Source organism: Paraburkholderia sp. BGA-UO-ETr-F12, assembly GCF_059567945.1.
Genome location: NZ_JCAQOZ010000024.1, coordinates 278,678 through 291,786, shown reverse-complemented (window position 1 = coordinate 291,786; position 13,109 = coordinate 278,678). Strand labels below are relative to the sequence as shown.

10 protein-coding genes are annotated in these 13,109 nt (G+C 58.8%); 3 read left to right on the top strand and 7 right to left on the bottom strand.

Translation table 11 applies throughout. The features are described from left to right. Positions 1–113: 113 nt before the first annotated feature. From AC57B6_RS10565 to AC57B6_RS10540, 6 genes are all read right to left on the bottom strand, one after another. Entirely contained in the window at positions 114–911 is a 798-nt protein-coding gene (locus AC57B6_RS10565; protein ID WP_051224018.1) for a peptidylprolyl isomerase, read from the bottom strand. A gap of 15 nt (positions 912–926) precedes the next feature. Further along, positions 927–1,613, bottom strand: coding sequence for a respiratory nitrate reductase subunit gamma (gene narI, locus AC57B6_RS10560; protein ID WP_035479270.1), 687 nt, complete (start codon positions 1,611–1,613; stop codon positions 927–929). 69 nt (positions 1,614–1,682) lie between these two features. After that, positions 1,683–2,372, bottom strand: a complete 690-nt coding sequence (gene narJ / locus AC57B6_RS10555; protein WP_035479269.1) for a nitrate reductase molybdenum cofactor assembly chaperone — start codon at positions 2,370–2,372, stop codon at positions 1,683–1,685. Next, positions 2,373–3,914, bottom strand: a complete 1,542-nt coding sequence (gene narH / locus AC57B6_RS10550) for a nitrate reductase subunit beta (protein WP_183804549.1) — start codon at positions 3,912–3,914, stop codon at positions 2,373–2,375. It abuts the gene before it with no gap. Next, positions 3,911–7,735 carry a nitrate reductase subunit alpha gene (locus AC57B6_RS10545; RefSeq protein WP_183804547.1) on the bottom strand — a complete coding sequence of 1,275 codons (3,825 nt, stop codon included), beginning with the start codon at positions 7,733–7,735 and terminating at the stop codon, positions 3,911–3,913. The genes narH and AC57B6_RS10545 overlap by 4 nt, the downstream gene beginning before the upstream one ends. A gap of 248 nt (positions 7,736–7,983) precedes the next feature. Continuing rightward, positions 7,984–9,186 (bottom strand): NnrS family protein, encoded by a 1,203-nt coding sequence (locus tag AC57B6_RS10540; RefSeq protein WP_035483081.1) that lies wholly within the window; start codon positions 9,184–9,186, stop codon positions 7,984–7,986. 415 nt (positions 9,187–9,601) lie between these two features. Between AC57B6_RS10540 and AC57B6_RS10535 the strand changes: the two genes are divergently transcribed. The 3 genes from AC57B6_RS10535 to AC57B6_RS10525 all read left to right on the top strand — a co-directional run bounded on the left by AC57B6_RS10535 (position 9,602) and on the right by AC57B6_RS10525 (position 12,524). After that, positions 9,602–9,802: a heavy-metal-associated domain-containing protein gene (locus tag AC57B6_RS10535; protein WP_028229409.1), complete on the top strand. Its 201-nt coding sequence runs from the start codon at positions 9,602–9,604 to the stop codon at positions 9,800–9,802. Positions 9,803–10,171: 369 nt separating this feature from the next. After that, a complete protein-coding gene (locus AC57B6_RS10530) occupies positions 10,172–10,879 on the top strand; it encodes a succinate dehydrogenase iron-sulfur subunit (RefSeq protein ID WP_035483077.1) in 708 nt (235 codons plus the stop codon). A 1,060-nt stretch (positions 10,880–11,939) separates the two neighbouring features. After that, positions 11,940–12,524, top strand: a complete 585-nt coding sequence (locus tag AC57B6_RS10525) for a hemerythrin domain-containing protein (RefSeq protein ID WP_035483076.1) — start codon at positions 11,940–11,942, stop codon at positions 12,522–12,524. A gap of 210 nt (positions 12,525–12,734) precedes the next feature. On the opposite strand, the gene tnpC is transcribed toward AC57B6_RS10525, so the two are convergent. Beyond that, the gene (tnpC, locus tag AC57B6_RS10520) at positions 12,735–13,106 is read right to left on the bottom strand and encodes a Tn3 family transposase post-transcriptional regulator TnpC (protein WP_035483074.1); all 372 of its coding nucleotides are present in this window, start codon (positions 13,104–13,106) and stop codon (positions 12,735–12,737) included. Positions 13,107–13,109: the final 3 nt, after the last annotated feature.

Sequence of the window (13,109 nt, the reverse complement as noted above, 5' to 3'; positions counted from 1 at the left end):
GCAGGACAAGGCTGACGGTTGCACGCGGACGTCATCGATCAATGTGGGGGCGATGGGCGCGTGCCGAATGCAGATGCCCAGCGTAGATACGCTGCAATCGGCACGGCAAATCACTATTGCAGCAACAGGCCCGGGCGCACATCCAGAGCGATGCCGCCCAGTTCGGCGCTGGATGCCAGCAGGTTCAAATATTGCTGGATCGACTTGTGCCGGACATGCTCGGAGAGATAGCGTTCGATGGTCGCTTTCACCGCTTCAAACGGAAGGGATTCACCCGCGATGCGACGCTCTATCCAGACAATATGGAAGCCATAACGCGTATTGACGAGCCCCGGTAACAGGCCGATGTGCTGGCTGCCGAAAATTGCCGCCTCGAATTCCGGCACGCTCTCGCCGCGGGTCAACTGCCCCAGATTTCCGCCGACCTGCCCGGACGGACAATTGGATAACGTCCGGGCGAGCGCGTCGAACCGGTCGTGGTGCTGCGCGAGCTCACGGTGCGCTTCTTCGGCGCGTGCGCGGACCCGTGTCATCGCTGCCTTTTCGGTCAACGCAAAGAGGATGTGGCGCGCAAAGGCCAGGTCCGGACTGCGGAACTTCTGCATGTTCGCTGCGTAGTAGCGCTGGCATTCTTCGGTGGACGGGACTGGCGTCGTGCATTCCAGTTCCAGCAGATGGTCAATGGTCTCATCGTCGAGATCGGCGCCGTTCGCCAACAGACCTGTTGCAACGGCGCGCTGGGCCAGCAGTTCACGTACGACCAGCGCCCGTCGCGCAGCGTGGTCGGGATCGGGCTCGTCCGCGTGCAACGCGGATTCCGCTGCAATGGCGGCGACTTCGATCACGGCATCGTTGACGCTAAGTACGTCAAGGGTGTTAGGCACGGGTGAAATATCGCGGTTTGCCGACATGGGAAATTCCTCGAGTTAGCGCTTACGGACGATCTGGTGAGGCCGAACCAGGAAACCCAGCGTGGCCATGCCACTCCAGATATGGACGAGGCGGGTGAACGGGGAAATGAGGAAAATCGTAAAGCCGAGCGCGATATGGACTTTGTAGACGAGCGGTGCCTGGATGATGAGATCGGCGGCACCTGGTTGAAACGTGACGACGCCTTTCACGTAGTCGCTCAGAATTTCGAACATCGCGCCGTCCATATGAGCCAAAGACAGTGGAATGGTGGCCAGCCCGAGTGCCAGTTGTAACCACAGTATCGCCAGCACCAGGATGTCCGCATGGGCGCTATTGATGCGAATGCGCGGATCGGACAGGCGTCGGTACAGCAGGATCGACAGTCCGACGATCGCGACGATACCCGCGATGCCGCCCGCCATCACCGCAAGCCATTGATGCTGGGAGGCGTTCAGGAATGGCGACACCATCCAGTGAGGCGCAAGGAATCCTGCGAAGTGGCCGCCGATCACAATCAATACGCCGACGTGGAACAGATTGCTTCCAAGGCGCAGTTGACGGCGTCTGAGCAGTTGCGACGAATCGCTCTTCCAGGTGTACTGCTCGCGATCGAAACGGATCAGGCTGCCGAGCAACCAGATCGCGAGACACACGTACGGATAGATGCCAAACAGCAGTGCGTTGACGAAGTGCTGACTCATGAGGTTTCTCCAGCCGGGATCCTGTTCTCTAATGCGCGGAATGTGAGCATGGAAGTCCGCCGTTTCTGGTTAACGTGACGGTCTTTTGTCATAAAACTGGATTGGCTGGGGCTCCCTGGATAAAGGCGCTTGCGCACCCAGGAAGCTCACCGGCTCCTCCTGCCACTCGCGATCGAGCGCTTCGCCGTCGACCTCGCGCGTCATGGTGGTGTCGCACACGGTCGTATTCGCGTTCGCCAGCGGCGGCTCGCCGGCGAGTGGCAACAATGCCGCAACGGCTGCGAAATACGGTGTTCCGCGCTCAGCCAGACTGGTCGCAATCTGCCGGTTGATATCGGCAATTTCGCCAAGCAGCGCGTGCGCTTGCGCGGGCGTTTCATGAGACAGAAACTCGAGGAAAACCGGCAGGTAGTCGGGTAATTCACCGGCGCCGAGATACAGATCCTTCGCTTCGTACATGGCGAGCAGATCCACCATTGCCTGCCCACGTTCGCGCGACTCGCCGTGAACGTGTTCAAACAGATAGAGCGAAGTGGCCCGGCCACGGTCGAAGATTTCGACGTAGTCTTCCTGCAGATCCAGCAGCGGCCGCGCCGACAATCGGTCGACCAGATCGATCAAGGCCGCGCGCGTGTCCGACGGCAAGCCGGCATGCCCGGCCAGCGCGGCGCGAATCTCGTCGAGCGCTACGATCAGTGTTTGATCGGGATAGTCCAGCAGCGCGCCCAACATGCTGAAAATCAGAAGGTTGTCTTCCATTTATTCACCCGCCGCGCGAATTGGGATTGTCTTGCGTGTCTTGTTGATGCCCTTGCGTCCGCCGAACAGGCTGGTTTCCGTGGTGCCGTCGGAACAGCCGTTGCCGAACGAGAAGCCACATGATGCGCGCAGGTCGAAGGCATCTTCGGCATATTCGCGGTGAGCGGTCGGGATCACGAATCGATCTTCGTAATTGGCAATCGCCAGATACCGATACATCTCGTCGACTTGCGCGCTGCTCAGATCGACTTCGCTGAGCAATTCCGGGCTCTCGCGACGTTCGACATGACGCTCGCGCATGAACGCCCGCATCGCCAGCATTCGCTTGAGGGCAAGCCGAACCGGCGCTTCGCGACCGGCTGTGAGCAGATTGGCCAGATAGCGCAGCGGGATGCGCAGCGAATCGACGTCAGGCAGCAAGCCCTTCATGCCAAGCCGGCCGTCGTTGGTGGCCGAGTTGATCGGCGACAGCGGCGGGACGTACCAGACCATCGGCAAGGTGCGGTATTCGGGGTGAAGCGGGAAAGCGATCTTCCACTCCATCGCCATCTTGTACACCGGTGAATGGCGCGCCGCTTCGAGCCAGTTCTCCGGTACGCCGTCGCGAGCCGCCTGTTCACGCACGGCCGGGTCGTTCGGATCCAGGAAGATCGACAGTTGCGCTTCGTACAGATCCTGTGGGTCCTTGACCGATGCGGCTTCCTCGATCCGGTCGGCGTCGTACAGTAGAACGCCGAGATAGCGTATCCGGCCGACGCAGGTTTCCGAGCACACCGTCGGCTGGCCCGCCTCGATACGCGGATAGCAGAAAATGCACTTCTCCGACTTGCCGCTTTGCCAGTTGTAATAGATCTTCTTGTAAGGACACCCGGACACGCACATCCGCCAGCCGCGGCACTTGTCCTGGTCGATCAGAACGATGCCGTCTTCCTCCCGTTTGTAGATAGCGCCGGAGGGGCAGGAGGCCACGCACGCGGGATTCAGGCAGTGCTCGCAGAGGCGCGGCAGGTACATCATGAAGGTGTTCTCGAACTCACCAAAGATGTCGGTCTGCACCTGATCGAAGTTGTAGTCCTGCTTACGCTTTTCGAATTCCCCACCGAGAATTTCTTCCCAGTTCGGGCCCCACTGGATTTTCTCCAGACGTTCGCCGGTAATCAGCGAACGCGGTCGGGCGACCGGCCCGACCTTGACGTCGGGTGCATCGTGCAGATGCGCATAATCAAACGTGAACGGCTCGTAGTAGTCGTCGATCTCCGGCAGGTTCGGGTTGCCGAAAATATTGGCGAGCACACGCCACTTGCTACCCGCACGAAGCTCGATCTTGCCATTCGTCTTGCGCTTCCAGCCGCCGTTCCAGCGATCCTGGTTTTCCCAGTCCTTCGGATAGCCGACGCCGGGTTTCGTTTCGACATTGTTGAACCACGCGTACTCCATGCCCTCGCGCGAAGTCCAGACGTTCTTGCAGGTGACGGAGCAGGTATGGCAGCCGATGCATTTATCCAGATTCATCACCATACCGATCTGCGCGCGGATTTTCATGGCTTCTCTCCAGTCTCATCATCGGCCATCGCAAGTGTCGGCGCGCCGTGGGCGAGTGTGTGCTGATGACGCGCGGCTTCGGCCGCCGACAGCACCGACGCGGGCGTCGACTCATCCTTCCAGTCGATTATTTGCATCTTGCGGACGATCACAAATTCGTCGCGATTGGAGCCGACCGTGCCGTAATAGTTGAAACCGTACGAGAGCTGCGCATAGCCACCGATCATGTGGGTTGGTTTCGGCATGACGCGCGTGACGGAATTGTGAATTCCACGGACCCCGGAGACTTCGGAGCCCGGTGTATTGATAATCTTTTCCTGCGCGTGATACATCATCACGGCACCCACCGGAATGCGCTGGCTGACCACGGCGCGAGCGGTCAGTGCACCGTTCAGATTGAACGCCTCGATCCAGTCGTTATCGACCACGCCAATCTTTCTGGCATCGATCTCGGAGATCCAGACGATCGGGCCGCCGCGCGACAGCGTCAGCATCAACAGGTTGTCGGTGTAGGTGCTGTGAATGCCCCACTTCTGATGAGGGGTCAGGAAATTCAGCGCGATTTCCGCGTTTCCGTTTGAGCGGCTGCCGGCCATGCCGGTGGTGCTGCGTGTATCGATCGGCGGCTTGTAGACACAGAGCGACTCGCCAAAGTCGCGCATCCACGCGTGGTCCTGATACAGCTGTTGGCGTCCGGACAGGGTGCGCCAGGGAATCAGCTCATGCACATTCGTGTAGCTGGCGCTATAGGACACGTGTTCGGATTCGATCCCGCTCCATGTCGGCGACGAGATGATCTTGCGCGGCTGCGCCTGAATATCCCGGAACCGGATTTTTTCGTCCTCGCGAGCGCGAGAGAGATGCGTGTGATCGGTGCCCGTGAGCGCCGACAAGGCTTGCCATGCTTTGGTCGCGACGGCACCGTTGGTTTCCGGGGCGAGCGACAGAATCACTTCGGCCGCATTGATCGCCGAAAGAATCTGCGGTCGCCCGTGCGAAACGCCCGCGTCGGTAACCGGGTAATTCAATTCTCGAAGCTGTTCGATTTCCTCGCCGGTTTGCCACGTAATGCCTTTACCGCCGTTGCCGAGCGAGTCGAGCAGCGGTCCGAGCGAGGTAAACTTGCGCCAGGTATTCGGATAGTCCCGTTCGACCACCGCAATGCTTCCCATCGTTTTTCCGGGAACCGGATCGCACTCGTCGTGACCCCAGTCGGCAATGCCGTCGGTCTGGGCGATTTCGCCGGCGCTGTCGTGTTGGAGCGGCGACATCACGATGTCGCGCTCCACGCCGAGATGGCCTTCGGCCAGTTCAGAGAACTTTTGCGCGATGCCTTTATAGATTTCCCAGTCGCTTCTGGATTGCCACGCTGGGTCGACGGCCGCCGACAGCGGGTGGATGAAGGGGTGCATGTCGGACGTGTTCATATCGTCCTTCTCGTACCAGGTGGCGGTCGGCAGCACGATGTCCGAATACAGGCAGGTGGTGGACATTCTGAAGTCGAGCGTGACGACGAGATCGAGCTTGCCCTCAGGCGCTTTCTCGTGCCACTTCACCTCTTTGGGCAGGATGCCGGCGCCTGCGCCCAGATCTTTTCCCTGCACGCCATGCTCGGCGCCGAGCAGATGTTTGAGGAAATACTCATGTCCCTTACCCGACGAACCGAGCAGGTTCGAGCGCCAGACAAACAGGTTTCTCGGAAAATTTTCCGCTGCGTCGGGATCGACGCACGACATCTCAAGCGAGCCGTCCTTCAGACCCTTCGCGACATAAGCGGCGGGGTCGGAGCCGACCGATGCCCGGCCGAGTTCGAGCGGATTGGTCCTGAACTGTGGCGCGGACGGCAGCCAGCCCATCCGTTCGGCACGGACGTTGTAGTCGATCGGGCTGTCGGCGAACCCGCTGCCATCGGCGAGCGGCGATAGCAGTTCGGTGACTTTCATCGTTTCGTAGCGCCATTGATCGGTATGCGCATAGAAAAACGACGTGCCGTTCATGACGCGCGCCGGCCTGTACCAATCGGTCGCGAATGCCAGCGGCAGCCAGCCGGTTTGCGGCCGGAGCTTTTCCTGGCCGACATAGTGAGACCAGCCGCCGCCGGATTTGCCGACGCAGCCGCACATGACGAGCAGGTTGATGATCGAGCGGTAGCTCATGTCCATATTGAACCAGTGGTTCAAGCCGGCGCCGACGATCACCATCGACTTGCCTTCGGTCTTTTGGGCGTTATCGGCGAATTCGCGCGCAACGGCGATGACTTCGTGCCGTTTGACGCCGGTAATTTTCTCCTGCCACGCGGGCGTGTACGGAATGTCATCGTCGAAATCGGCCGCGACGTTCGGGCCGCCGAGTCCCTGGTCCACGCCATAGTTGGCAAGGAACAGGTCGTAAACTGTCGCAACCAGAATTTCACCGGCGCGGGTGGCGATTTTGCGTACGCCAATACGGCGCGGCAATACGCCCGCATGACCGGTATGAGTGAAGTGAGTGTGTTCGACATTGCCGAAATAGGGGAAGGCCACGTCGATCGTCTCGTCGTGCTTCTCCACGAACGACATGACCGGACGGATCGGATTGCCGTGGACATCCTCTTCTTTCAGATTCCATTTGCCGGCGTCGCCACCTTCCTTCTGCCCCCAGCGAAAGCCGATAGATCCGATTGGTGTGACAAGCTTGCCACTCAATTCGTCGAACGCGACAGTTTTCCAGGCGGCGTTGTTCCCCTGGCCGGACACATCATCGAGCTCGTCTGCTCTCAGGAGTCGTTCGGGCACATAGTGTTCGCCCTGTTTGACGATGCGCACGAGCAGCGGCATGTCGGTATAACGCCGGCAGTAGTCGGAGAAATACGCGCTCCTGCCGGCGACGTGAAACTCTTTCAGCACGACGTGACCCATCGCGAGACCGAGCGCTGCGTCCGTGCCCTGTTTGGGGTGCAGCCAGATGTCGCCAAACTTCGCGCCCTCGGCATAATCGGGGAAGATCGATACGACCTTGGCGCCGCGATAGCGTACCTCGGTCATGAAGTGAGCGTCGGGGGTGCGCGTTTGCGGCACGTTAGACCCCCACAACATAATGAAAGTGGAGTTGTACCAGTCGGCCGATTCGGGAACGTCGGTCTGTTCGCCCCACGTCTGCGGCGACGCGGGCGGCAGGTCGCAGTACCAGTCGTAGAAGCTCAGACTGACGCCGCCGATCAATGACAGGTAGCGACTGCCTGCCGCGTAGGACACCATCGACATTGCGGGTATTGGTGAAAACCCGATAATCCTGTCCGGGCCGTGTCGTTTGATGGTGTGGATGTTTGCCGCCGCAATCATCTCGTTCACTTCATCCCAGCTTGAGCGAACGAAGCCACCCAGTCCGCGGCGATGCATATACGAGGCGCGGGCTTCCTGATCATCCACGATCGCGCTCCACGCTTCCACCGGCGCGAGCGTCAGGCGCTTGGCGCGCCACTGCCTGAGCAGTGCACTGCGAATCAGCGGATATTTAAGGCGATTTGCGCTGTAGAGATACCACGAATAGGACGCACCGCGGGCACAGCCACGCGGCTCGTGATTCGGCATATCCGGACGGGTGCGGGGATAATCGGTCTGCTGGGTTTCCCAAGTGACGATGCCGCTTTTGACATAAATCTTCCACGAACACGAACCTGTGCAGTTGACGCCGTGGGTCGAGCGCGCGATCTTGTCATGCTGCCACCGTTGCCGGTAGGCGTCCTCCCATCCACGGTCTTCATGGGTTGTCATCCCATGGCCTTCGGAGAAGGTTGGCCTCGATGTGGAGAAGTACTTCAGGCGATCGATAAAGTGGCTCATCTGATCGACTCCATGGCGCTCGATGCTCGAAGTCTACGCGGGTTGTCCAGAATTGTGGGCACTCTGATTGTTTTCATGACACTCGCCGATAGATTGAAATCTGGAAAGCCTACGTCTGGATTCTTGTGGTCTCTGGAACGGGGACAATTTTTCTCGACCACGCCCGGCACTCTCTTCATGCACATTGCATAACAACAATCCTCGGAATTCGCCACGCACCTAATTTGACTCAGCACGGTGATAACCTGTCAGCCTGCTTTGCCATCGATACGGGACGCCGTCAGGAAGGGCACATATTTGACCAGGTAGGTGATCAACGTGACAGACCAGCATATGCCGGCTATGTCGATCCAGACGGCTGTGGCGCCGCTGGCGAACCAGGGGCCGAAAACCCGCACGATTGCCGCGGCGATCATCAGCCAGTAACTCGCTATCTCGGCTCGTCCCGCAACGAGCGGGCGCCCGGTGTGTCCAAGCGCGGTGCGGGTAATCATCGCGATAATGGCGCACCCTATCGCTCCGATCGTCAGGGCATGAATCGCAAGCGAATGCGGGACGGCGCCTGCGGCCGCCAGGGCAAGCAACGCAAAACCGATCGGAATCCACGCATAGGCGACATGCAGGATCCAGAGAATCGGCCGAGGCCCCACTCGCCACGAATGCCATCCGGCAATTCTGATTCCATGGACAGTCGCTGCGGCGCAGGCGCATGCCACGATGAACCACGGCGCGGCATTTGTTGCATCCGCAACAAATGCCAATATGACGGTCGGCACTGCGAGTTTCTCGATCACCTTCCAGCGCGTCATCCGGAATCCGGGAATGGCGTTCGTGGTAAACATCGGTACCACGCGGCCCGAAATGACAGTGACGAACATCACCACGAGTCCGATTGCTGCGTAAGACGCCCGTATTGCAAGGTCGGGACGTTCCTGCCACGCCCACCAATGAAAACAGACGTTCAGCAAACCAAAGAGTCCTAGTGCCACGGGCAGAAAAATGTTGTGACGGTTGCGTGCCGTGATCAGCACCCGTAACAGCACAATCGCGACAACCGGAAGGAAGGCGCAATCGACGATGGCTGCGATGGGTTCCGGGCCTGTCCAGACCAGCACGCGTCCCGCTACCCACAGAAGCCACAGTCCCGCGAGCGCTACGCCTCGTGGCGTTTCGAGGGTTGTCCAGGCACGCACGGCAGTAAGCAGAAATCCCACCACGATCGCGGCGATGAAGCCGAAGATCATTTCGTGAGCGTGCCAGAGCACACCATTCATGGCAGGCGAAGAGCCTGCGATCGGGTAGCCACGCAACGCGATCAGCCAGAGCGCTACTGCAATAAAGCCAAAAAGTGCACCGCTGAGATAGAACGGTCGGAAGCCCAGGCGCAGAACGGAAAGACCCAAATCGGCTGTTGGTCGCGGTTCCGTGACAGGTTCTGTAATCCTCAACATGGTCTCCCAAATATGCGCCCCTGAGGAATCGCAACATGCCTTCGCGAGTGGCAGACAGCGTCGAGGTTGAATCGTGCACGCTGCGCCATCCTCCCGTCCCATCGTAGTATGAAAAGCCATTAATGGCATGGTCGGATTGATGCAGATCAATGACTCAGCTAACGCGCCTGCTCAATCTGGATTGCAACGAAATTCACCTGAAATCCAGGTGTATTCCCCAATATATCACGTTATGATGTACAGCATATCGCAACAGATCATTGGAAGTCCGCGAGTGCCAGAGACGCTTCCCTGGCATTCGCATTCGTCGGGTACGGGTGTTCTCTGCCGGAAGGCTGGGAACCATGGTGCTGACTGCTACGGGGCAGAACGGCAGTCACGCAGCGTCTGAATTCACCGATTGACGGAGCAGGACATGATGTTCAGAGTCGGGCAGATGAAGGGGGACAACGATGCGGCTGTCCTTACCCGGGCCATGCGCACAGTCGAACCAGATGCAAAGGTCGACGTTGATGTCGATGCGAGGACCGTAAAAGTTGACTCATGGCTGTTTGCCGAAGAGTTTCTGGTTGCGTTCGCTGACGCCGGATACGACGTCAAGTTAGTCGAACGCTAATGGTGCGTCGCGGCCAGTCACTCGTGGTCGGGTTCCGCGATCCGGTGACGGTTCGTTAACGTATCGGATAGCGCACGGCAGCTACCTTCATCTGGCTATCGGTCAAACGGGAGCCGGCAGCAAGGCGGACCATTTCGATCACAGCACGGAGCTCTTCGATATCGCGCCTTTTTCCGGCGGTAGCCGACACACAGTGTGGGCTGACGATGGCAGCAACTGGATTACGATGCATGCAATGACTTCTGCGAGGTGTTCGCTCGATGTCTGATAGCCGTCTAAGCATGCTATGGCGAGTAACAGATCGACGCAACAGCAACGTCGGCCAACCGTCCGGTGCTGCGCAGCCTGCCACCTGATTGGAGAGACGTTGTGAGTGATACAAGAACATTCGAGATCTACCGATACGATCCAGATACGGATGCCACGCCTCATGCGCAGGTCTTTAAGATAGAGGTGACGGTGAATGACCGGATGCTACTGGATGTACTAATTCGCCTGAAAGCGCAGGACGAGACGCTCAGCTTCCGGCGTTCCTGTCGTGAGGGAGTATGCGGCTCTGACGCTATGAACATCAATGGCAAGAACGGACTCGCCTGCACGACCAATCTCAACAATCTGCCCAGCCACACGGTGTTGCGACCGTTACCCGGCTTACCAGTCGTACGCGATCTGATCGTCGATATGACCGCATTTTTCAAGCAGTACCATTCGATCATGCCGTACCTGATCAACGATACCCCGCCCCCCGAGCGAGAGCGGCTCCAGTCGCCGGAGGAACGTGATCAACTCGACGGTCTCTATGAATGTATCCTGTGCGCATGTTGCTCGAGCGCGTGCCCTTCGTACTGGTGGAACCCGGATAAATACGTCGGTCCGGCAGGGTTGCTACAGGCTTATCGCTTTCTGGTCGATTCCCGCGACGAAGGAACTGCCGCACGGCTGGATAATCTCGATGACCCCTACCGTCTGTTCCGATGTCGCACGATCCTGAACTGCACGGATGTTTGCCCCAAAGGACTGAATCCGGCAAAAGCAATCGGGGAGATCCGCACCATGCTTGCGCGCAGAATTATCTGATTGATGCATTGTGATCGTACAGGAAGGCTGGGGTGGCAATTCAACGTGAATCACGAGGTGAGCCAATTGAAGATCGTTCACGTATCGAGTTTCTCATCGCGCGTGACGGATTGCCGGCAACTGTCGAATGGGTTCACACCACGATGAGAATCTATCGGAAAGCAGTGTTTTCAAATCGACATTTCGCGCATTCCGAACCCTATCGATCTCGTTTTATTGTCGCGTATCTTGAGTTCAAGCAGTGGTTGCGATCAGCCTCCATACTCTGACGAGCGCATTGACAGGAACCTTAATGGTGTCGAAGTGCGATCCACAGCGAACACGTTTCGGCGTACCGAGCCAGGCACTGTCGATGGGACTCATCTTACCAGGCACCTTCCTTGAGAAGTTTGCGCTGGCGCCTTGTGCAAGGTTGGCTATCCTCAGGCGGACGCAATCAATTGCGCCAACGACGGACAGATCTTTTGCTTTGGATCAGCGTGCACGAGCCAGAGAGTCAGGAACATCCTGCGGTGGGACAAGGAATCGTTGACGATCAACAAATCGTATAATGATTGAATCCGGTTCAGAGACCATCCGACGGTTGCGACCGCGTGGGTACCCGAATGTCCGAAACGGGCGGAGGTGCGATAGTTCGAAGCTACGCCGCCAACTGGTCCTTGTTGGCCGAACACTGCCCGATGCAAATCGCGGCGGAATGTAGCGCCGCAGGACAGACAGGTTGCGTCAGGCAGAAGACAACCCCTTCCGGCCATATGCGACTGCGGCGGAACGACGCGCTGCCATGGGACAGTTGCCTTCGGTACTGTCGTGTCGGCTGCCTTGTACGCGGCCGAAGTGCATGTAGCACGCGAGTCACGCTCCAGTCGTGTGGTCCTGCAGGAGCTCCGCGCACTGATGCCGCAGTGGATTGACCTGTGTCAGTCCTTCTCAGGTTGCAACCAGTAGTATTTCAATTGCACTGATCGCGCTGGGCGTTGTCGACCTCGCCACGAGGAATGCATTTGCGCTTTCGTCCAGACGGTCTATCGTGTACTTGATCGATTCAATGGAGCACGCCATGGCCGACCCACTTGCCGTATGGCACACCGAGCACATTAATTTCGCCCGGCTACTCGACATTCTGGAAGAACAGGTAGCTGAACTCTACCGGGGCGAAAGCCCGAATTACGCTCTCATGGGAGATATCCTTTACTACATGCGGAATTTTTCCGATCGTGTTCACCATCCGCGAGAGGATGTTGCGTACGCGCGGCTTGCTGAACGGGATCCCGGGACTCAAATCGTGGTGAACCGCCTTCTGCAGGAGCATCGCGTGATTGCCACGGCCGGCGATGAACTCCTGATTCGCATCGATGAAGCCGCGGGAGATGTTGTAATCCCGCGCGCCGCTCTGGAGGCGGCCACGGCCACGTATCTTATATACTATCGTCACCACCTTTCCACTGAGGAGCGAGACGTGATGCCTCGCGCTGCGCGGGTGCTGACAGAACAGGACTGGGCTGCAGTCGATGCGGCCGTATCGGCTAGCCCCGATCCGCTTTTCGGAGACAATGTACTGGAGCGCTTCGAAGCGCTTCGCAGGCAGATCGCTCTGGACGCGCAGGTGTCAAATGAATTGGGCCAACCACCGGACACTCATTGATTGACGCCGGCTACAGGGTGCTGTTCACGCGCATCAGCGATGCAAGAGCATCGGGTCCACATGTCCGTGGAATAATGTTCTGGCGCAGGCCGTCGACTTACTTGGAAGAGAGTACCAAGTCCGCTGTCAGCGGCGTAACCGACGCTTGAATGTCCGCAAGTGGGTTGGGTGGACGACCGGAGCGCCGCGATGTGCCCGTCGGCGAGCAACTCAGCGGCCGTCGAGACAATTCGTGTCATCAGGGCGAAGGGCCTCCAGAGGCTGCAGCACGTCGCGAATCGCCAGCAGATCGGCAACGTATTGGTCGATTTGGTCGATCACGTCCGAGACCTGATCAACGAACGGCTCGTCCTGTGCGCCGATGGTCAGCCCGGCGCCGTTGACGAGCGTGTGGGCGATGCTGTGCAGGTGCAACAGATCGTCCCGCAGGCCTTCCGGGTCGTAAAGGCTGATACGCACCTCATCGAGCGTGCTCACGGCGTCCAGTAGCCGCGTCGTGTCGTAGCCCGATTCCAGTGCTTCCAGCGCGGCGGCGTCCACCTCACCATAGGGCGTCGCGGTCACCGCGGCTCTTGCGCTCATGCA

Bases quoted from the DNA above. Each gene is read 5' to 3' on its own strand.
- tnpC (WP_035483074.1), bottom strand. From the start codon at position 13,106: ATGAGCGCAAGAGCCGCGGTGACCGCGACGCCCTATGGTGAGGTGGAC.
- narH (WP_183804549.1), bottom strand. From the start codon at position 3,914: ATGAAAATCCGCGCGCAGATCGGTATGGTGATGAATCTGGATAAATGC.
- AC57B6_RS10545 (WP_183804547.1), bottom strand. From the start codon at position 7,735: ATGAGCCACTTTATCGATCGCCTGAAGTACTTCTCCACATCGAGGCCA.
- AC57B6_RS10540 (WP_035483081.1), bottom strand. From the start codon at position 9,186: ATGTTGAGGATTACAGAACCTGTCACGGAACCGCGACCAACAGCCGAT.
- narI (WP_035479270.1), bottom strand. From the start codon at position 1,613: ATGAGTCAGCACTTCGTCAACGCACTGCTGTTTGGCATCTATCCGTAC.
- narJ (WP_035479269.1), bottom strand. From the start codon at position 2,372: ATGGAAGACAACCTTCTGATTTTCAGCATGTTGGGCGCGCTGCTGGAC.
- AC57B6_RS10525 (WP_035483076.1), top strand. From the start codon at position 11,940: ATGGCCGACCCACTTGCCGTATGGCACACCGAGCACATTAATTTCGCC.
- AC57B6_RS10565 (WP_051224018.1), bottom strand. From the start codon at position 911: ATGTCGGCAAACCGCGATATTTCACCCGTGCCTAACACCCTTGACGTA.
- AC57B6_RS10535 (WP_028229409.1), top strand. From the start codon at position 9,602: ATGATGTTCAGAGTCGGGCAGATGAAGGGGGACAACGATGCGGCTGTC.